This is a genomic window from Leifsonia poae (assembly GCF_050632865.1).
Lineage (GTDB): Bacteria > Actinomycetota > Actinomycetes > Actinomycetales > Microbacteriaceae > Leifsonia > Leifsonia poae_B.
Map to the genome: position 1 here is coordinate 264141 of NZ_JBODSA010000004.1, position 18701 is coordinate 282841.

The window sequence follows — 18701 nt, forward strand, 5'->3', positions numbered from 1 at the left end:
CGAGCGGACGGATGGTTCGGCGGTCGGCTAGAGGGAGCGGACCCAGTTGCGCAGCAGCCGGATGCCGGCCTGCCCCGACTTCTCGGGGTGGAACTGCGTCGCGCTCAGCGGGCCGTTCTCGACCGCGGCGACGAACGGCGTGCCGTGTTCTGCCCACGTCACCTTCGGCGTCGGGAACGGCGCCTCGGGATGCAGGGTCCAGTCCTGCGCGGCGTAGGAGTGCACGAAGTAGAAGCGCTCGTCCTGCAGCCCATCGAAGAGCACCGAGTCCTCCGGCGCGCGGACGGTGTTCCAGCCCATGTGCGGAACGACGTCGGCCTTCAGGAGGTCGACCGTGCCGGGCCACTCCCCCAGCCCCTCGGTCTCGAGGCCGTTCTCGACGCCGCGGTCGAACATGATCTGCATGCCGACGCAGATGCCGAGCACCGGCCGCCCGCCCGCAAGCCGTCGGTCGATGACCTCGTCGCCGTGGGACGCGCGCAGCGCCTCCGCGACGGCGGTGAACGCGCCGACGCCGGGCACGAGGAGGCCGTCGGCCTGCTGGGCGCGCTTGCGGTTGCCGGTCAGCTCGACCGAGGCGCCTGCGGCTTCGAGCGCCTTGACGGCCGAATGGACATTGCCCGTGCCGTAGTCGAAGACGACGACGTCCGGCTTGCGCTCGTCGCTCACAGCGCCCCCTTGGTGGACGGGATGCCGGTGATCAGGGGTCGAGCGCCTTCGCCTGGCGGAAGGCGCGCGCGAACGCCTTGAACTCGGCCTCGGCGATGTGGTGCGGGTCGCGGCCGCCGACGACGGTGATGTGCGTCGTGATGGCGGCGTTGAACGAGATCGCCTCGAACACGTGCCGCACCATCGAGCCGGTGAAGTGACCGCCGATGAGGTGGAGCTCGAAGCCCGCGGGCTCGCCGGTGTGCACGAGGTAGGGACGCCCCGAGATGTCGACGACGGCCTGCACCAACGCCTCGTCCAGCGGCACCAGGGCGTCGCCGTAGCGCGAGATGCCGGCCTTGTCGCCCAGCGCCTGACGAATGGCCTGACCGAGCACGATGCCGATGTCTTCCACGGTGTGGTGGACGTCGATGTCGGTGTCGCCGGTCGCGCGGATGCGCAGATCGGTCAGCGAGTGCTTGGCGAACGCGGTGAGCAGGTGGTCGTAGAACGGCACGCTCGTCTGGATGTCGGACGTGCCGGTGCCGTCGAGGTCGAGGGTGAGCTCGATGCTCGACTCGCTCGTCTCGCGGGTGACCGTGGCGGCGCGATTCGTCATAGGTCCGAGTCTATCGGGGCAGGCTCGGACCGCTCCGGGGCGTCGTCGGCTGTGGACAACTCTCCCGCGGTCGCGTCGGGGCGGCCCAGCGCGGCCAGCGCCTCCAGGAATGCCGTCGTCTCCTGCTCGGTGCCGGCGGTGACGCGCAGGTGGTGCGGGATGCCGACATCGCGCACCAGGATCCCGCGCTCCGCAAGCGCCTCGAACGTCGCGTGAGGATCGGCGACGCCGCCGAACAGGACGAAGTTGCTGCCGCTGCGGTGGGGCGCGTACCCGAGCGCGGCGAGCTCCGTGACGAGGCGGTCGCGCTGCACGCGGATCTCGCCGACCGTCGCCAGCATCTCGTCGGAGTGGGCGAGCGCGCCGAGAGCGGCCGCCTGCGTGATCGCAGAAAGGTGGTACGGCAGGCGGACGAGCCGCAGGGCGTCATTCACAGCCGGATCGGCGGCCAGGTAGCCGACGCGCGCGCCGGCGAAGGCGAACGCCTTGCTCATCGTGCGCGAGATCAGGAGACGCGGGCGGCCGGGAAGCAGCGTGAGCGCCGACGGCGTGCCGTCGGGCAGGAACTCGGCGTACGCCTCGTCCACCACGACGATGCCACGCGCGGCGTCGTACGCCGCCTCGACCGTCGCCAGGTCGAGCGGGGTTCCGGTCGGGTTGTTCGGCGAACAGAGGATGACGATGTCGGGGTCCAGTGCCCGGATCTGCTCGGCGGCGGTCTCCGGCGAGAGCTCGTAGTCCGCATCCCGCGTTCCCGCGACGTACGCGGTTCCGGTGCCTGCGGCGAGCAGCGGGTACATCGAGTACGTCGGCGCGAAGCCGAGCAGCGTGCGCCCGGGGCCGCCGAACGCCTGCAGGATGTGCTGCAGTACCTCGTTCGAGCCGTTGGCAGCCCAGATCTGCTCCGCAGTCAGCCCGTGGCCGAGGTAGCGCGCGAAGGCCTCGCGGAGGTCGGTGAACTCCCGGTCCGGGTAGCGGTTGACGCCGCCGACCGCTGCAGCAACCCGCGCGACGATGTCGGACGCCACATCCTCCGGGATCGGATGCGTGTTCTCGTTCACGTTCAGCGCGACGGGCACCGGACGCTGCGGCGCACCGTACGGGGAACGACCACGGAGGTCGTCTCGGATCGGCAACTCGGAGAGGGAAGTCACTGTTCAATCGTAGTCAGCGCGGCACGACCCCTCGGCCGGATGACGGTGTGCGACGGACGGTGTAGGAACACCGATGCCGCCGACGCGCGACCGCCCTACTTCGCGTACTTGGCCGGCACCGCGAGCTGCTGCCCGGGCGTTACGACGGCCGAGTCGAGGCCGTTGAGGGAAACGATGTCGGCGATCACGTCGCGCGGGTCGGCGTTCGGGGCGACGCGCTCGGCGACCGACCAGAGGGAGTCGCCGGAGGCGACGGTGACGTACTGGAAGGTGACGTGCGTCTGCTCGCCGGTGGCGACGGCGCCGCCGCCGTTGAGGGCGAAGACGAGCGCGCCGATGACGAGAGGCAGTGCGACGAGCGCGGAGAGGACCGCGCGGCCGCGGCGCGTGAGCCGCAGGCGGACGCGCGCGCCTTCGGGAAGCGGCGGCACCGCCCGAAGGGTGGTGGGAACCGACTCGCTCATCAGTACTGCACTCATGGCCGTGACCTCCTCAGAATCGCGGGTGCGAAGCTGTGTTCCGAATGTATCTTCGAATGTCCGAATCCGCAAGGTGCCATCCGAAGCGGCACGCGCGGGAGAAATCGCCGAAGAAGTTCGCGACACACTCGAACACATGTTTGTCTTCCCTCCTGGAGGCGGATACAGTTTCGACTGTCTGAGGACATCAGATCAGGAACCACCGACATTCCTGCCGGAGAGCACCCGGCGGACGGCCCCAGGCCCAGAGAGGACGCCCGTGTCGAACGAGAACCAGGCCCGCGGAGGCACCCGCCGACGCAAGAACCTGAGCGACAAGCAGCTGGCGATCCTCGACGTCATCCAGAAGTCGGTGAGCCAGCGCGGCTATCCGCCGAGCATGCGCGAGATCGGCGACGCGGTCGGCCTCTCCTCGCTGTCGTCGGTGACCCACCAGCTCAATCAGCTCGAGCTGAGCGGCTACCTGCGCCGCGACCCGAACCGCCCGCGCGCGCTCGAGATCCTGATCGACCTGCCCAGCGCGTCCGGCGCCGCCCCGGACTACGAGAACCAGACCCCGGTCGGCGACGCGGCGATGGTGCCGCTGGTCGGCCGCATCGCGGCCGGAATCCCGATCACGGCCGAGCAGCAGGTCGACGAGGTCTTTCCGCTCCCCCGCCAGCTGGTCGGCAACGGCGAGCTGTTCATGCTCAAGGTCGTCGGCGAGTCGATGATCGACGCGGCCATCTGCGACGGCGACTGGGTGGTCGTGCGCGCGCAGAATACGGCCGAGAACGGCGACATCGTCGCGGCGATGCTCGACGAGGAGGCGACGGTCAAGGTGTTCCGTCAGCGCGACGGCCACACCTGGCTGCTGCCGCGCAACTCCAACTTCGAGCCGATCCTGGGCGACTTCGCGACGGTCCTGGGCAAGGTCGTCGCGGTCCTCCGCGCCGTCTGACGCCTCCGGCCCGCGGCCGGCTCGGCCGTCACGCCCAGCCGAGCTCCTGCAGCCGCGCGTCGTCCAGCCCGAAGTAGTGCCCGATCTCGTGGACGACGGTGACGCGCACCCGCGCCCGCAGCTCCTCCAGAGACGAGGCGGAAGCCTCGAGGTTGTTCCGGTACAGCGTGATGCGGTCGGGCAGCTCCCCGAATCCGTACACCGAACGCCGGGTCAGCGGCCGCCCACTGTAGAGCCCGAACAGCCGCGGCCGCGCGCCCGGCGGCTGGTCCTCGATCAGGATGGCGACGTTCTCGAGTGGGCCGACCATGTCCTCCGGCAGCGAGTCGAGGATGTCCCCGACCATCCGCTCGAACTCCTCGTCCGCCATTCTCACCATAAGCACCGCCGCACCATGCGCTCATCCTGGCGCACATGACGACGCCCCGGGGCGGTGTCCGCGGACAGCGGACGCCCCGGGGCGTCGAACCGGATCAGGCCGTGACCGAAGCCTTCTCGCGCACACCGCGCGTCGCCTCGATGATGTTGCGGAGCGACGCGACGGTCTCGTCGTAGCCACGGGTCTTGAGACCGCAGTCCGGGTTCACCCAGAGCTGACGGCCCGGGATGGCGCTGAGCGCGGTCTCGAGCAGTTCGGTGACCTCGGCGACCGACGGGACGCGCGGCGAGTGGATGTCGTACACGCCCGGGCCGATGCCGTGCTCGAAGCCGGAGCGCTGGATGTCGTGGACGACCTCCATGCGGCTGCGGGCCGCCTCGATGCTGGTCACATCGGCGTCCAGGTTGCGGATCGCGTCGATCACCACACCGAACTCGGAGTAGCAGAGGTGCGTGTGGATCTGCGTCTCGTCGGCGACGCCCGAGGTGGCCAGCCGGAACGAGCCGACCGACCACTCCAGGTAGTCGTCCTGGTCGCGCTTCTTCAGCGGCAGCAGCTCGCGGAGCGCCGGCTCGTCGACCTGCACGACGCGGATGCCCGCCTGCTCGAGGTCGGCGATCTCGTCGCGGAGGGCGAGCGCGACCTGGCGCGCGGTCTCGCCGAGCGGCTGGTCGTCGCGCACGAACGACCACGCCAGGATCGTGACCGGACCGGTCAGCATCCCCTTCACGGGCTTGGAGGTGAGGCTCTGCGTGTACGACGACCAGTCGACCGTGATCGGCGCGGGCCGCGAGACGTCGCCCCACAGGATGGACGGACGCGTGCAGCGCGAGCCGTACGACTGCACCCAGCCGTTCTGCGTCACCGCGAAGCCGTCCAGGTTCTCGGCGAAGTACTGCACCATGTCGTTGCGCTCGGGCTCGCCGTGCACGATGACGTCGATCCCGATCTCCTCCTGGAGGCCGACGACGCGCTTGATCTCGTCGCGCATCCGGCCCAGGTACTCGGCCTCGCTGATGAGGCCCTTGGCGAGCTGGGCGCGCGAGCGGCGGATGTCGGCGGTCTGCGGGAACGAGCCGATCGTGGTGGTCGGCAGGAACGGCAGGCCGAGCGCTTCCTCCTGCGCCGCCTGACGCGCGTCGTAGTCGCCGCGGCGGAAGTCGGCGCGGGTCAGGGCCGCCTCGCGCTCGCGCACGGCCGGCACGCGGACGCCGGGCGCGGCGGCGCGGTCGGCCAGCGCCGCGGTGGCCGCGGTCAGTTCCTCCTGGATGGCCTCGTGGCCGTCCACGATGCCGCGGGCGAGGACGGCGACCTGCGCGACCTTCTGGTCGGCGAAGGCGAGCCAGGTCTTGAGGCGCGCGTCCAGCTCCGGCTCGTCGTCGACGTCATGCGGGACGTGCAGCAGCGAGGTGGACGTCGACACCGTCACGGACGGGCTCAGCGACAGGAGCTCGGTCAGCTTCCCGAACGCCGCCTCCAGGTCGCCGCGCCAGATGTTGTGGCCGTCGATCACGCCGCCGACGATGGTCTTGGACGCGAGCGCGGCGGCCGTCTCGGCCGAGAGCCCGGTCGGCAGGGAGCCGCGGACGAGGTCGAGCGAGATCGCCTCCACCGGGGTGGCCACCAGCGGCGCGAGGGCGTCGTCGAGGCTGCCGTACGGGGCCGCTACGAAGATCGCCGGACGGTCGGCGGCGGCGCCCAGCTCGTCGTACGCGGTCCGCACCGCGGCCAGCACCGCATCCCGCGGCTCGTCGATGCTCTCGCTGACGAGCGCCGGCTCGTCGAGCTGCACCCACGGCGCTCCGGCGGCGGCGAGGCGCGCCAGCAGTTCGCGGTAGACCGGCAGCAGGTCGGCCAGGCGCGACAGCGGGCGGAAGCCCTCCGGCGCGTCGTCGCTCGCCTTGCTCAGCAGCAGGAAGGTGACGGGACCAACGACGACCGGACGCGTCACGAAACCGGCCGCGCGGGCCTCCTCGAACTCGCGCACGATGCGGTCGGAGGCCAGGCGGAAGTCGGTCTCCGGACCGATCTCCGGGACCAGGTAGTGGTAGTTGGAGTCGAACCACTTGGTCATCTCCAGCGGCGGGTTCTCGCCCTCGCCGCGGGCGATCGTGAAGTAGCCCGCGAGGTCGACGGAGCCGTCCTCCTTGGCGAGCGCGGCGAAGCGCGACGGGATGGCGCCGACGGTGACCGCCGCATCCAGCACCTGGTCGTAGTAGCTGAAGCTCTCCGGGATGGACGCGTCGGTGCGGCCGAGGCCGAGGGACGCCAGACGCTCGCGGGTGGCCGAGCGCAGGTCGGCGGCCGTGGCCTCCAGCTCGTCCGCGGTGATGCTGCCGGCCCAGAACGCCTCGACGGCCTTCTTGAGCTCGCGGCGGCGGCCGATGCGCGGGTAGCCGATGATCGTGCCCGCGGGGAAGGCGGGGCGCGCGGTGGTGTCGGTCATGCTGGTTCCTTCTGGGTGGTGGGGCGGTCGGCGTCACGGGTCGGCAGGGCGCCGATCCGGTCCAGCACGGAGAGCACGGCCTCGTGCTGGTTGAACGTGTAGAGGTGGATGCCGGGGGCGCCGCCGTCGAGCAGGCGCTGCGCGAGGCGAGCCGCCCAGGCGACGCCGATCTCGCGGCGGCCCTCGTCAGTCGGCTCGACCTCGAGCTCGATGGCGAGGTCGCTGGGGAGGTCTTCTCCGCTCAGCTCCAGCATCCGCTTGAGGCGGGCGGGGCTGGTGACGGGCATGATCCCGGGCAGGATGGGGAACGCGACACCGGCCTCCGCCGCGCGCTGCGTGAAGTGGAAGTAGTCCTCGGCGTGGAAGAACAGCTGCGTGATGCCGAGGTTCGCCCCGGCCGCCTGCTTGGCGAGCAGGGCGTCGATGTCCTGCGAGACGGAGCGCGACGACGGGTGCCCGTTCGGGAACGCGGCGACCGCTATCTGCACGTGCTCACGGTGCTCCAGCACCGCCCGGGCGTGCAGCCCCGGGACCGGCAGCTCGCCGTACGGCACGCGCTCGGCCTGCACCCGGTGGATGAGCTGCACCAGCTCGGCCGTGGTCCGGATGTCGCCGATGGGGTCCTCGCCCTCGGGCAGGTCCGCAGGCGGGTCGCCGCGCACGGCGAGGAAACGGCGCACGCCGGCATCCAGGAACTCCCGGATCAGCCGGTTCGCCTCCTCGTGCGACGAGCCGACGCAGGTGAGGTGCGCCATCGGGCTGACATCGGTGTGCTGGAGGATGTAGCGGAGAACGTCGAGCGACGCGGTGCGCGAGGATCCGCCGGCGCCGAAGGTCACCGAGATGAAGTCGGGACGCACGGCCGCGAGACGGTCGATCGTCCCCGGGAGCGCAGCCGCCGCACGCTCGTTGCGGGGCGGGTACAACTCGAAGGAGTACCGGGACTCGGTACAGCTCATGGATGGGATCCTCGGATGGTCGGACAGCGGCACGGGATAGCCGCCCCACGCGGTGCGCGGTGGCGGTTTTCACGGGCGGGTGCCGGGCTCGGCTGTCGCACCACGTCAGCGGTCGCCCGCTTCGGTTGAGAGGCAATCTAGCAACGCAGAAGGCCGGACGGAATCGCCCGTGTCATGCTTCGACACAGTCGATCCCGTCCGGCCTTCCGAATGGGTTGTGCTCCCGTTACGCGGTCGCGGTCACCTCGAACGGCTCGAACGCCGCGTGGTACTCCGGCATGATCCGCGCGGTGACGCGGGTGCCCTCCTCCACGTACTCGGTCGAGATCACCCGGCCGCGCTCGTGCAGCGCCGAGATGAGGTCTCCGCGGTCGTACGGCACGACGAGCTCCACCTCCAGCGACGGGTCCGGCAGCAGGCGCGCGATGGCGGCGAGCACTTCATCCACTCCCTCGCCCGTGCGGGCGGAGGCGAAGATGGCGCCCGGCTCCAGGCCGCGCAGCACCAGGCGCTCGTCCTCGGGGATCAGGTCGGCTTTGTTGAAGACCACGATCTCCGGGATGTCGCGCGCGCCCACCTCGCCGATGACGTCGCGGACCGTCGCCAGCTGCGACGCCGGGTCCGGGTGCGAGCCGTCGACCACGTGCAGGATGACGTCGGAATCGGCGACCTCCTCCAGCGTCGAGCGGAACGCCTCCACCAGCTGGTGCGGCAGGTTGCGCACGAAGCCGACCGTGTCGGCGAGCGTGTACAGGCGCCCGTCGGCGGTCACGGAACGGCGGACCGTCGCATCCAGCGTCGCGAACAGCGCGTTCTCGACCAGCACGCCGGCCTTCGTCACGCGGTTCAGCAGACTGGACTTGCCCGCGTTGGTGTAGCCGGCGATCGCCACCGACGGCACCGAGTTGCGGTTGCGGTTCGCGCGCTTCGCCTCGCGGGCCGGCTTGAACCCGGCGATCTGCTTGCGCAGTCGTGCCATGCGGGTATGGATGCGGCGGCGGTCGAGCTCGATCTTCGTCTCACCCGGACCACGGGAGCCCATACCGGCGCCCGCGCCGCCCACCTGGCCACCGGCCTGACGGGACATCGACTCGCCCCAGCCACGGAGGCGCGGGAGCAGGTACTCGAGCTGCGCGAGCTCGACCTGCGCCTTGCCCTCGCGGCTCTTGGCGTGCTGGCTGAAGATGTCGAGGATCACGGCCGTGCGGTCGATCACCTTCACCTTCACCACGTCCTCGAGCGCACGACGCTGGCTCGGGGCCAGCTCGGTGTCGGCGATCACGGTGTCGGCGCCGAGAGCGGCCACGATTCCGGCCAGCTCCTCGGCCTTTCCGCGCCCGAGGTAGGTGCTCGGGTCCGGATGCGGACGCCGCTGCAGCAGCCCGTCGAGGACGGCCGCTCCGGCGGTCTCGGCCAGGGCGGCGAGCTCGCGCATCGAGTTCTCGGCGTCCTGCAGGGAGCCCTGCGAGTAGACGCCGATCAGCACGACGTTCTCGAGCCGCAGCTGCCGGTACTCGACCTCGGTGACGTCCTGCAGCTCGGTCGACAGGCCGGAGACGCGGCGGAGGGCCGCGCGCTCCTCGCGGTCGAACTGCTCGCCGTCGTGGAGGCCGCCGTCGGTGCCCTCCGCCTGGAGCGCCTGGGCGCGATCCCGGCTCCCCGCTCCGAAGAGCGCCACGGAGGCACGGTTGTTCTCGGTCGCGAGCACGCGGGCGACGACGTCGTCTTCGGTGTGTTCGCGGATGTTCGTCTTATCAGTCATTCATTCCCCTGATCCGGGATAAACCCTAGTTCGTCTTGTTCGCGTCTGTCCTGTACCGTCTGCTTATGGCCAGCGGAGATCACTACTTTTCCCCGGCGCCGGAAAGCGAACTGAACCTGCGGCCGTTCACCGCGCGCCTGGCCGGACGGACCTACGAGCTCGTGACGGCCAACGGCATCTTCAGCCCCGAGCGCGTCGATATGGGCACGAGAGTGCTGCTGGACCATGTCCCCGCAGCGCCGCCCGGCGGTCAGTTCCTCGACCTCGGGAGCGGCTGGGGGCCGCTGGCTCTCACACTTGCTCTCGAATCCCCTCATGCGACGGTCTGGGCCGTCGACGTCAACAACCGAGCGCTGGATGTGGTCCGCCGGAATGCGGACAAGCTCGGCCTCACCAATGTAAACCCGGTGACCCCGGATAATGTTCCCGACGACGTGATGTTCACCACGATCTGGTCGAATCCCCCGATCCGCGTCGGCAAGAACGAGCTGCACGCCATCCTGGAGCGCTGGCTCCCGCGGCTGGAGCCGGGCTCGGATGCGTGGCTGGTCGTGCAGCGCAACCTCGGCAGCGACTCCCTGCATCGGTGGATCCAGGCGACCTTCCCCGAGCTGACGACGACGCGCGCGGCGACGTCGAAGGGCTACCGGGTGCTACGGGCGCGGTCGCACGCGTCGGAGTAGGCCGCCTCATCCTCACCCTGAGGGAGACGCGCGTCCTCGACGCGCATCCCGGACAGGACGTGGGCCAAGCCCCGGCCCGGGATCGCGCAGGCGGCGATGACGCTCACCGCCGCGAACACCGCGGCCGCCGGCCCGACGCCGCAGGCCAGCAACGCGGCGTATCCGCCGATGCCCGCGACGAACCGCACCGGTCGGGCCACGACCGCCGGGAACCGGCCCGTCACCCCACGGAGGAAAGTGGACCTCTCGCCGAGAGTGGACCCGGTGGCGAGTACCGACCATCCTTCGGCCGCGAGCGGAACGAGCCCGGCGCACGGAATCAGCCACGGCATGGCCTCCTCCATCCGGCGGTCCGCGAGTCCGGTGGCCAGCTCACCGACGATCACGATCACGGGCGGCGTCACGGTGCAGGCGAACAGGTCGACGGTCAGCGCCACGAGCCGCCGGGCTCGCGTGACAGGGCGCGGGAGCCGCGGATCGAACGGGCTGGCGCGCACGCCGGCACGGGCTCCCGGGAGGAGCAGCGCCAGCGCGGAGCCGGCGACCGCGCCCGCGGTGTTGGCGAAGAGGTCGGACGCGTCGAAGAGACGGTACGCGCACCGGAACAGTCCCCAGACGCCGGTCAGCTGCGTCACCTCGATGAGCGCGGACAGCGTCAGCCCTGCCAGGGCCGCGACGAGCATCCCGCGGCCGAACAGCATGCGGAGCAGGAATCCGAGCGGGACGAAGAAGAGGATGTTGAACGCAAGCTGCTGCAGGGCCGCGTTGCCGAGGAGCGTCGCGCCCCGAACGTACTCGCGAGCGATGTCCCGAAGCACCTCCAGCGGGTCCAGGACCGCCGTCACGCAGCTGATCGTGGCGTCGTCCGGCAGAGGGAGCAACGTGAACGTGACGAGCGCGAAACCGTAGACGACCAGAGCGACCCAGGCCGCGGTGCGCCCGACGGTCAGCCCGCCGCGCCGGCGGTAGCTGATGACGACGAACGGGGCGAAGAGGATGAGGACCGCCAGGCCACCCAGCACGACCGCGACGAGAGCGGAGAGAGCGTGTTGCACCGGTCGAGTCTGGCAAAAGGTGCGGGGTCACCGCCGATTGCGGCCATCCGGTGGTGCGGGACGCGTCCTTGCGGGCGTCAGGCCAGCTCGAGCGTCCCGGTGTAGACGAGCTCGGCCGGGCCCGAGAGGCCTACGTGCTCGCCGTCCTCCGTCGCGAACATCCGGACGCCGACGGTGCCGCCGGGCACGTCCACGCGCCACTGGTTCGGTGCACCCTCCCCCGCCCAGTACCGGACGGCGAGGGCGGCAGCGGCCGCGCCGGTGCCACAGGACAGGGTCTCGCCGCTGCCACGTTCGTGCACGCGCATCCGGATGCGGCCGACACCGTCCGTGATCAGCGGCTCGTGGGGCACGACGAACTCGACGTTGGCGCCGTGCTCGGGAGCGGGCTCGAGGTGCGGGATGTACGACAGGTCCGCCGCGTCCAGCTCGGCGTCGTCGGCGACCGCGACGACGACGTGCGGGTTGCCCATGTCGATGCCGAGGCCGGGGCGGGCGACCGGGAGCTCCTTCGCGCGTACCAGCGGTTCGCCCCCGGCGAGGTCCCAGCGGCCGAGGTCGACCTGGAAGCCGTTGGTGCTGCGCTGCACGTCGCGCACGCCCGAGCGGGTGCCGATCGCGAGCGTCCCGCCCTCGGGCAGCTCGGCGAGGCCGGTCTCGAGCAGGTAGCGGACGTAGACGCGGATGCCGTTGCCGCACATCTCGGCGGCCGATCCGTCGGCGTTGTAGTAGTCCATGAACCAGGTGGCGCCGTCGTCCTCCGCGAGGGCGGCCGCGCCGTCGGGCAGGTGCGCGGAGCGGACCGCGCGGATGACGCCGTCCGCGCCCACGCCGAAGTGCCGGTCGCAGATCTCGGCGATCTGGGCGGCCGTCAGCGGCAGGTCCCCCTCGGGGTCGGAGTACAGGACGAAGTCGTTGCCGGTGCCCTGACCCTTGGTGAAGTGGATGGTCGCCATGCGCTCCAGCCTAGCGATCCGCGGCTGGGTGCTCGGCCGCATCCACCAGCGCGAGGGCGGCATCCACGAGCTGCGGGTCGTCGTAGTCCAGCCAGTGGATGCCCGGGTAGCGCTTGAACCAGCTGACCTGGCGGCGGGCGTAGCGGCGGGTGAGCTGCTGCGTCTGGGCGATCGCGTCGGCGCGGGTCAGTTCGCCGCGGACCTCGGAGAGCGCCTGGGCGTAGCCGATGGCTCGGCGGGCGGTGACGCCGTCGTCGATCCCCTGCGGGATGAGCCGTTCGACCTCGGCCGGAAGGCCCTGCTCCCACATGCGCTCGACGCGGGTGTCGAGACGGGCGACCAGTTCGTCGCGCGGCGCGGCGAGGCCGAGGAGGACCGTCGGGTGGTGCCACGGCGTCGGCTTGTCGGGCAGGGCGCCGGTGACCGCGGTCCCGGTCAGCTCGGCGACCTCGAGGGCGCGAACGATGCGCCGGCCGTTGGTGGGGCCGATGCGCCGGGCCGCCTCGGGGTCGACGGCCGCGAGGCGTTGGAACAGCATCCCTGGGCCGTGCTCGGCGAGCTCGGCTTCGAGGCGGGCGCGCAGCTCCGGGTCGGTGCCGGGGAACTGCAGATCGAAGACGACGCTCGACACGTAAAGGCCGGATCCGCCGACCAGGATGGGGACCGCGCCGCGGTCGAGGATGTCGGCGATGATCGCGCGCGCCTCCGGCTGGTAGCGGGCGACCGTGGCCTCGTCGGTGACGTCGAGCACGTCGAAGAGGTGGTGCGGGATGCCGCGCCAGTCGCTCTGCGGGAGCTTCGCCGTGCCGATATCCATGCCGCGGTACAGTTGCATCGCGTCGGCGTTGATCACCTCGGCGGCGCGGCCCCGGGCGCGCAGCGCCTCGGCAAGGGCGAGCGAGAGGTCGGTCTTGCCGGTGCCGGTCGGGCCGACGACCGCGACGAGCGGGGTGGCGCCGAGCGCCGGCGCTGGCACCGGGTCAGGTGCCGCGGTCAGCGCTCGCCGTCCGACGGGTCGTAGATCGGCATGGTGCCGACGCCGGGCGACGTCAGGGGCTCACGGACGCGGAGCGTCGGGAGGCCGAGGGAGACGGGGCCGGCGCCCGTGGCGGCCGTGCCCCCATGGGTCGGGACGGCGCATGAGTCGGCCTCGGCGCGGTCCCACGCGTCTCCCGCGCGCGTGCGGCGGATCCGGAGGGGCGCGCCGTCGGTCGCGTCGGCGATGAGGTGGTGCGGGGCGGCCTGCGTCACGCGCACGGTGACGGTGTCGCCGGGGCGCGGGAGGTCGGAACCGGCCGGCACCTCGAAGTGGACCAGGCGGCTGTCGCGCGCGCGACCGCTGAGCCGGCGCGTGTCGGCGTCCTTGCGGCCCTCGCCGTTGGCGACCAGCAGTTCGACCTCGCGGCCGATCAACTTCTGGTTCTCCTCGAGTGAGATGCGCTCCTGAAGGGCGATCAGACGGTCGTAGCGCTCCTGCACGACCTCCTTCGGCACCTGGTCCTCCATCGTCGCCGCGGGCGTGCCGGGGCGGATCGAGTACTGGAAGGTGAATGCGGACGCGAAGCGGGCGGCCTCGACGACTCGCAGGGTCTCCTGGAAGTCCTCCTCCGTCTCGCCCGGGAAGCCGACGATGATGTCGGTGCTGATCGCCGCGTCCGGCAGCTTGGCGCGCACCCGGTCGAGGATGCCGAGGAACTTCTCGGAGCGGTACGACCGGCGCATCGAGCGCAGGATGCGGTCGGACCCGGACTGCAGCGGCATGTGCAGCTGCGGCATGACGTTGGGGGTCTCGGCCATCGCGTCGATGACGTCGTCGGTGAAGGCGGCGGGGTGCGGGCTGGTGAAGCGGATGCGCTCCAGTCCCTCGATCTGCCCCGCGGCGCGGAGGAGCTTGCTGAACGCCTGACGGTCCCCGAACTCGACACCGTAGGAGTTGACGTTCTGCCCAAGCAGGGTGACCTCGATCGCGCCGTCGTCGACGAGCGCCTGGATCTCGGCGAGGATGTCGCCCGGACGGCGGTCCTTCTCCTTGCCTCGCAGCGAGGGGACGATGCAGAACGTGCAGGTGTTGTTGCAGCCGACGGAGATGGAGACCCAGCCGGAGTACGACGAGTCCCGCTTGGTCGGCAGCGTCGACGGGAACGTCTCGAGCGCTTCCAGGATCTCGATCTCGGCCGCGTCGTTGTGCCGTGCGCGCTCGAGCAGGCTGGGCAGCGCGCCCATGTTGTGCGTGCCGAAGACGACGTCGACCCACGGCGCCTTCTCGAGGATGACGTTCTTGTCCTTCTGCGCGAGGCAACCGCCGACGGCGATCTGCATCCCCTCGTGCCGGCGCTTGACGCCCGCCAGGTGCCCGAGGTTGCCGTAGAGCTTGTTGTCGGCGTTCTCGCGCACCGCGCAGGTGTTGATCACGACGATGTCGGCCTCTTCGCCATCGGCCGGTACGTAGCCGGCCGCCTCGAGCGAGCCGCTGAGACGTTCGGAGTCGTGCACGTTCATCTGGCAGCCGAAGGTGCGCACCTCGTACGTTCGCGCTCGGCCGTCGGGACGGACGGCCGCCGCGGAGGGCTCGATGACGCTGCGCTGTTCGAGGATGCTCATGATGGCGATAAGTCTACGTTTTCCCACACCGCGCGGACGACTCGCCGCCGGCGGCGCAACGCTTACTGGAAGCGGACGCCGGATCCACCGCGCGACCGCCGCCCGGCGAAGGCGGCATCCATCGCCTGGCGCACGATGTCGGAGGTGTACCCCTTGCGGGCGAGGAACCCGTGCAGGCGACGCCGAGCGGTCTCGTCGTCGTACCCGGACAGTTGCCCGATGCGCTTGACCGCGAGTTCGGTCGCACGCTCCAGCTCATCGTCCTCGCCGATGTCCTCGAGGGCCGCTTCGATCAGCTCCGGGTCGATGTGCCGACGCTTGAGGTCTTGCTCGATCACCGTGCGCCCCAGCCCTTTGCGGCTGTGCTGCGTGAACGCCAGCGTCGCGGCGAGCGACGCATCGTCGATCACGCCCAGCTTCTCGAGCCGGTCGAGCTCTGGACCGAACACCTCCGGATCGATCTCGCGCTTGGTCAGCAGCTGCTCGAGTTCCCAGCGGGACATTCCCCGGCGCGCCAGCTGCCGGATCGCGACACCCGTCGCCTTCCGCGTCTGGCGTTCCGTCTCTTCATCCACCTCATCAGCCGCAGCAGCCGGCGCAGGCGCGGACCTCGCCGATGACCCGGGCTCGGAACCCCAGGTGTTGTTCCACTCCCCGCCGGGCAGCTCCGCGACGGGCCGCGCAACCGCTCGACGCGACGGATGCGCGTCTCCGCTCCGCTCGCGATCGGCCGCCGGCCGACGGAGCGGTGTCACGGGAGCTAGTCGCTCCCCCTCTCCCGCACCATCGGCCGGGCCGGCCGGCCCGTTCTCGGGCGACGACGGAAACCTCACCACCACGCGGAACTCCTTCCGGAGGCGAACGCCACGGTTACGCGCCCTTGCGGGCCTGCAGCTTGTCTTCGATCGAGCCGACGTTGGACGGCGCAGCGGCAGCCGCGTTCGGGTCGGGGATGATGCCGAGCTTGATCTTGATCTTCTGCTCGATCTCGGCGGCGACGTCGGGGTTCGCGATGAGGAAGTTACGCGAGTTCTCCTTGCCCTGGCCGAGCTGGTCGCCCTCGTACGTGTACCAGGCGCCCGACTTCTTGACGATCGCGTGCTCCACACCGAAGTCGAGGAGGCTGCCCTCGCGCGAGATGCCCACACCGTAGAGGATGTCGAACTCGGCCTGCTTGAAGGGCGGCGCCATCTTGTTCTTGACGATCTTGACGCGCGTGCGGTTTCCCACTGCCTCGGCGCCGTCCTTCAGCGTCTCGATACGGCGGATGTCGAGGCGGACGGACGCGTAGAACTTGAGCGCCTTACCACCGGCGGTCGTCTCGGGGCTGCCGAAGAACACACCGATCTTCTCGCGCAGCTGGTTGATGAAGATCATCGTGGTGTTGGTCTGGCTGAGGCCACCCGTGAGCTTGCGGAGCGCCTGCGACATGAGGCGGGCCTGCAGACCGACGTGCGAGTCGCCCATCTCGCCCTCGATCTCGGCGCGCGGCACGAGCGCTGCCACAGAGTCGACCACGATGAGGTCGATGGAGCCGCTTCGCACGAGCATGTCGGCGATCTCGAGCGCCTGCTCACCCGTGTCTGGCTGCGACACCAGGAGGGAGTCGATGTCGACGCCGAGCTTGCGGGCGTACTCGGGGTCGAGCGCGTGCTCTGCGTCGATGAAGGCCGCGATGCCGCCGGCGCGCTGCGCATTGGCGATGGCGTGCAGGGTCAGGGTCGTCTTACCCGACGACTCCGGGCCGTAGATCTCGATGATGCGGCCACGCGGGAGGCCACCGATTCCGAGCGCGACGTCGAGTGCGATGGATCCGGTCGGAACGACCTCGACGGGCGCGCGCTCGTCGCTGCCCAGTCGCATGACGGACCCCTTGCCGAACTGGCGGTCGATCTGCGCGAGAGCGGTCTCGAGCGCCTTCTCGCGGTCTGCGGGTGATGGCATTGCGGTTCTCCTTCGTGGCTTCGCTACGGTTCGACTCTAGGAGTGACGTCCGACACTGGAAGCTCGGGCGCGCGATCTGTGGACAACCGGTTTTCGACTGCCGTTGTGAAGAAGTCTAGCCAGTTCCGAACATATCTTCGAGGGTTCGAAACCGGCGTGTCGCGCCGCGGATCAGCGCTTGGGCGCGGGCTTTCCTGCGCCGTACCAGCGCGACGACGGCACGCCCGTCTCCTTGCAGAGGGCGATCCAGACCTCGCGGGGCGGGAGCCCGGCGGCGATGGCCTCGTTGGCGGTGCGCCCGCCGAGCTCGGCGAGCACGAGGTCGGTCAGCAGCGTCTGACCGTAGGAACTGCCGAACTCGTCGGAGACGGCGCGCTGGAACTCGCTGAGCTTCATGGGTCCTTACTTGGGGGCGGAACGGAGAACAGGTGGGTGGGAAAACGAAGGGCGCCCCGCTGTTCGCGGGGCGCCCTCGACAGTCTTCGGAATCAGCGGACGACCAGGTCCGAGTCCATCGCCGAGACGAACTCGTCGGGCACCGTGTCCGGGATCACCGGCTCGAGGCCTTCGAGAACCGCGATGCGGTCTCCGACCTCGCGCATGATGACCGAGACCGGCGTCTCGAGCGCGTCTGCAACGGAGGCCAGGATCTCACTCGAGGCCTCCTTCTGTCCGCGCTCGACCTCGCTGAGGTAACCGAGCGCCACGCTCGCCTTGCTGGCGACCTGACGGAGCGTACGTCCCTTTTGCAGGCGGAAGTCCCTGAGCACGTCGCCGATTTCCTGACGTACAAGAATCATTCGGAGCCTCCTTCTCTTACCCTGCCGACGTATCGATGGGATACGAATGTACCGCATCCGGTTGCTCCACGATATCGAGGGCCACTGGGCTTTTCTTGTGAATGCAGCAGGTGTAACGAGACCGAAACACCGCGTATTCCCGCGGTAACGCGGGATGTTCACACGACCGTTATGCCCAGCTCCTCCGCGAGCGCGGTGACGGCCGACACGACGGTGGAACGGCGGATCGCCTCGCGGTCCCCGGACAGCTCGAGAGCCACCGCACGGGTGCCTCGCGCGGACGACACACCGACGAACACCGTGCCCACCGGACGCCCGCCTTGCGGGTCCGGTCCGGCCACGCCGGTGGTTGCCACGCCGAGGTCGGCCGCTCTTCCGCCCACGGCCAGGCGCTCCCGCACGCCGCTCGCGAGCTGGCGGGCGACCTCCGGATGGACAGGCCCCTCGGAGTCGAGCAGGTTCGCATCCACCCCGAGGAGGGAGTGCTTGAGCTCGGTCGCGTAGACGACCGCTCCCCCGAGCACGACGGCGGAGGCGCCGGGCACGCTGGTGAGTTCGGCGGTGAGGAGACCGCCGGTGAGCGATTCGGCCGCCGCGATCGTCAGACCGCGGTCGATGAGGGTCCGGACAACCGCTGTTGTCGCCGGGTCAGGCGACGGCACGCTTGGCCCTCCGGCCCTTCCACGCCTGCCAGAGGTAGTCGATGCCGGTCCAGACGGTGAGGATGACAGCGGCCGTCATGAGGACACCGTTGACCCAGAAGATCCAGTCGCCGAACACCGTCCACAGCGGGACGAGCGCGAACGAGATGGCCACCGACTGGACGATGGTCTTGATCTTGCCGCCGCGGGAGGCGGCGATCACGCCCTGCCGGATGACGACGAAGCGGTACACCGTGATGCCGATCTCGCGCACCAGGATGACGACGGTCACCCACCACGGCAGCTCGTTCAGGATGGACAGCGCGATCAGCGCTCCCCCGGTCAGCACCTTGTCGGCGATCGGGTCGAGCAGCTTGCCGAGCTCGGTCACCTGCCCGTTGCGGCGCGCCAGGGCGCCGTCGACGCCGTCGGTCGCGATGGCCAGGATGAACAGCGCGGCCGCAGCCCAGCGGAGCCAGCCGTCGTCGCCGCCGTCGGCCAGCAGCATCCAGACGAAGAGCGGGGCGAGCAGGATGCGCACGACGGTGATGATGTTGGGCAGGTTCCAGTTGCTCACACGCTTCGCTCCGCCGTCCGCCGGGATGGGCGGAGGCGCGTCGGGCACCGACATCGCG

19 protein-coding genes and 1 pseudogene are annotated in these 18701 nt (G+C 70.4%); 2 read left to right on the forward strand and 18 right to left on the reverse strand.

Annotated features, from left to right (window positions below):
- Nucleotides 1-27: 27 nt before the first annotated feature.
- From hisH to ACRAWB_RS19005, 4 genes and pseudogenes are all read right to left on the reverse strand, one after another.
- On the reverse strand, nt 28-669 hold the full coding sequence (gene hisH, locus ACRAWB_RS18990; protein WP_431354768.1) for an imidazole glycerol phosphate synthase subunit HisH: 642 nt from the start codon (nt 667-669) through the stop codon (nt 28-30).
- Nucleotides 666-1267: pseudogene (gene hisB / locus ACRAWB_RS18995) on the reverse strand (imidazoleglycerol-phosphate dehydratase HisB). The gene hisH and the pseudogene hisB overlap by 4 nt, the downstream one beginning before the upstream one ends.
- Nucleotides 1264-2421 carry a histidinol-phosphate transaminase gene (locus tag ACRAWB_RS19000; RefSeq protein WP_431354769.1) on the reverse strand — a complete coding sequence of 386 codons (1158 nt, stop codon included), beginning with the start codon at nt 2419-2421 and terminating at the stop codon, nt 1264-1266. The pseudogene hisB and the gene ACRAWB_RS19000 overlap by 4 nt, the downstream one beginning before the upstream one ends.
- A 95-nt stretch (nt 2422-2516) precedes the next feature.
- Nucleotides 2517-2900 (reverse strand): LysM peptidoglycan-binding domain-containing protein, encoded by a 384-nt coding sequence (locus ACRAWB_RS19005; protein ID WP_431354770.1) that lies wholly within the window; start codon nt 2898-2900, stop codon nt 2517-2519.
- A gap of 259 nt (nt 2901-3159) precedes the next feature.
- Here ACRAWB_RS19005 and lexA point away from each other — a divergent pair, with 259 nt between their 5' ends.
- Nucleotides 3160-3840 (forward strand): transcriptional repressor LexA, encoded by a 681-nt coding sequence (lexA, locus tag ACRAWB_RS19010; RefSeq protein WP_431354771.1) that lies wholly within the window; start codon nt 3160-3162, stop codon nt 3838-3840.
- 28 nt (nt 3841-3868) lie between these two features.
- Here lexA and ACRAWB_RS19015 read toward each other — a convergent pair whose 3' ends face one another.
- The 4 genes from ACRAWB_RS19015 to hflX form a co-directional block, all read right to left on the reverse strand.
- On the reverse strand, nt 3869-4219 hold the full coding sequence (locus tag ACRAWB_RS19015) for a metallopeptidase family protein (protein WP_431354816.1): 351 nt from the start codon (nt 4217-4219) through the stop codon (nt 3869-3871).
- 94 nt (nt 4220-4313) lie between these two features.
- Nucleotides 4314-6665, reverse strand: coding sequence for a 5-methyltetrahydropteroyltriglutamate--homocysteine S-methyltransferase (gene metE / locus ACRAWB_RS19020; RefSeq protein ID WP_431354772.1), 2352 nt, complete (start codon nt 6663-6665; stop codon nt 4314-4316).
- Entirely contained in the window at nt 6662-7624 is a 963-nt protein-coding gene (locus ACRAWB_RS19025; protein WP_431354773.1) for a methylenetetrahydrofolate reductase, read from the reverse strand. The genes metE and ACRAWB_RS19025 overlap by 4 nt, the downstream gene beginning before the upstream one ends.
- 226 nt (nt 7625-7850) lie before the next feature.
- A complete protein-coding gene (gene hflX, locus ACRAWB_RS19030; protein ID WP_431354774.1) occupies nt 7851-9386 on the reverse strand; it encodes a GTPase HflX in 1536 nt (511 codons plus the stop codon).
- Nucleotides 9387-9451: 65 nt separating this feature from the next.
- Here hflX and ACRAWB_RS19035 point away from each other — a divergent pair, with 65 nt between their 5' ends.
- Entirely contained in the window at nt 9452-10069 is a 618-nt protein-coding gene (locus tag ACRAWB_RS19035) for a class I SAM-dependent methyltransferase (RefSeq protein WP_431354775.1), read from the forward strand.
- Here the strand turns inward: ACRAWB_RS19035 and ACRAWB_RS19040 are convergent.
- From ACRAWB_RS19040 to pgsA, 10 genes are all read right to left on the reverse strand, one after another.
- Complete coding sequence (locus tag ACRAWB_RS19040) at nt 10030-11124, reverse strand: VanZ family protein (protein WP_431354776.1); 1095 nt, start codon at nt 11122-11124, stop codon at nt 10030-10032. The two genes, ACRAWB_RS19035 and ACRAWB_RS19040, sit on opposite strands and share 40 nt — an antisense overlap.
- Before the next feature lie 77 nt (nt 11125-11201).
- Entirely contained in the window at nt 11202-12080 is an 879-nt protein-coding gene (dapF, locus tag ACRAWB_RS19045; RefSeq protein WP_431354777.1) for a diaminopimelate epimerase, read from the reverse strand.
- Between the two features lie 10 nt (nt 12081-12090).
- A complete protein-coding gene (miaA, locus tag ACRAWB_RS19050) occupies nt 12091-13056 on the reverse strand; it encodes a tRNA (adenosine(37)-N6)-dimethylallyltransferase MiaA (protein ID WP_431354778.1) in 966 nt (321 codons plus the stop codon).
- Between the two features lie 17 nt (nt 13057-13073).
- The gene (miaB, locus tag ACRAWB_RS19055) at nt 13074-14681 is read right to left on the reverse strand and encodes a tRNA (N6-isopentenyl adenosine(37)-C2)-methylthiotransferase MiaB (RefSeq protein WP_431354779.1); all 1608 of its coding nucleotides are present in this window, start codon (nt 14679-14681) and stop codon (nt 13074-13076) included.
- 62 nt (nt 14682-14743) lie between these two features.
- Nucleotides 14744-15256 (reverse strand): regulatory protein RecX, encoded by a 513-nt coding sequence (locus ACRAWB_RS19060; protein WP_431354780.1) that lies wholly within the window; start codon nt 15254-15256, stop codon nt 14744-14746.
- A 295-nt stretch (nt 15257-15551) separates the two neighbouring features.
- Entirely contained in the window at nt 15552-16625 is a 1074-nt protein-coding gene (recA, locus tag ACRAWB_RS19065) for a recombinase RecA (protein WP_064109385.1), read from the reverse strand.
- 171 nt (nt 16626-16796) lie between these two features.
- Nucleotides 16797-17021: a DUF3046 domain-containing protein gene (locus tag ACRAWB_RS19070; protein ID WP_363804838.1), complete on the reverse strand. Its 225-nt coding sequence runs from the start codon at nt 17019-17021 to the stop codon at nt 16797-16799.
- 92 nt (nt 17022-17113) lie between these two features.
- Nucleotides 17114-17425 (reverse strand): helix-turn-helix domain-containing protein, encoded by a 312-nt coding sequence (locus ACRAWB_RS19075; protein ID WP_064109387.1) that lies wholly within the window; start codon nt 17423-17425, stop codon nt 17114-17116.
- Nucleotides 17426-17583: 158 nt separating this feature from the next.
- Entirely contained in the window at nt 17584-18087 is a 504-nt protein-coding gene (locus tag ACRAWB_RS19080) for a CinA family protein (RefSeq protein WP_431354781.1), read from the reverse strand.
- Nucleotides 18074-18697 (reverse strand): CDP-diacylglycerol--glycerol-3-phosphate 3-phosphatidyltransferase, encoded by a 624-nt coding sequence (pgsA, locus tag ACRAWB_RS19085; protein ID WP_431354782.1) that lies wholly within the window; start codon nt 18695-18697, stop codon nt 18074-18076. Before pgsA ends, ACRAWB_RS19080 begins: the two co-directional genes overlap by 14 nt.
- Nucleotides 18698-18701 lie beyond the last annotated feature (4 nt).

Excerpts from the sequence above, each read along its gene's own strand:
- ACRAWB_RS19005 (WP_431354770.1), bottom strand. The coding sequence starts at position 2,900 with ATGAGTGCAGTACTGATGAGCGAGTCGGTTCCCACCACCCTTCGGGCG.
- ACRAWB_RS19015 (WP_431354816.1), bottom strand. The coding sequence starts at position 4,219 with ATGGTGAGAATGGCGGACGAGGAGTTCGAGCGGATGGTCGGGGACATC.
- metE (WP_431354772.1), bottom strand. The coding sequence starts at position 6,665 with ATGACCGACACCACCGCGCGCCCCGCCTTCCCCGCGGGCACGATCATC.
- ACRAWB_RS19025 (WP_431354773.1), bottom strand. The coding sequence starts at position 7,624 with ATGAGCTGTACCGAGTCCCGGTACTCCTTCGAGTTGTACCCGCCCCGC.
- hflX (WP_431354774.1), bottom strand. The coding sequence starts at position 9,386 with ATGACTGATAAGACGAACATCCGCGAACACACCGAAGACGACGTCGTC.
- ACRAWB_RS19035 (WP_431354775.1), top strand. The coding sequence starts at position 9,452 with ATGGCCAGCGGAGATCACTACTTTTCCCCGGCGCCGGAAAGCGAACTG.
- dapF (WP_431354777.1), bottom strand. The coding sequence starts at position 12,080 with ATGGCGACCATCCACTTCACCAAGGGTCAGGGCACCGGCAACGACTTC.
- miaB (WP_431354779.1), bottom strand. The coding sequence starts at position 14,681 with ATGAGCATCCTCGAACAGCGCAGCGTCATCGAGCCCTCCGCGGCGGCC.
- recA (WP_064109385.1), bottom strand. The coding sequence starts at position 16,625 with ATGCCATCACCCGCAGACCGCGAGAAGGCGCTCGAGACCGCTCTCGCG.
- ACRAWB_RS19070 (WP_363804838.1), bottom strand. The coding sequence starts at position 17,021 with ATGAAGCTCAGCGAGTTCCAGCGCGCCGTCTCCGACGAGTTCGGCAGT.
- ACRAWB_RS19075 (WP_064109387.1), bottom strand. The coding sequence starts at position 17,425 with ATGATTCTTGTACGTCAGGAAATCGGCGACGTGCTCAGGGACTTCCGC.
- pgsA (WP_431354782.1), bottom strand. The coding sequence starts at position 18,697 with ATGTCGGTGCCCGACGCGCCTCCGCCCATCCCGGCGGACGGCGGAGCG.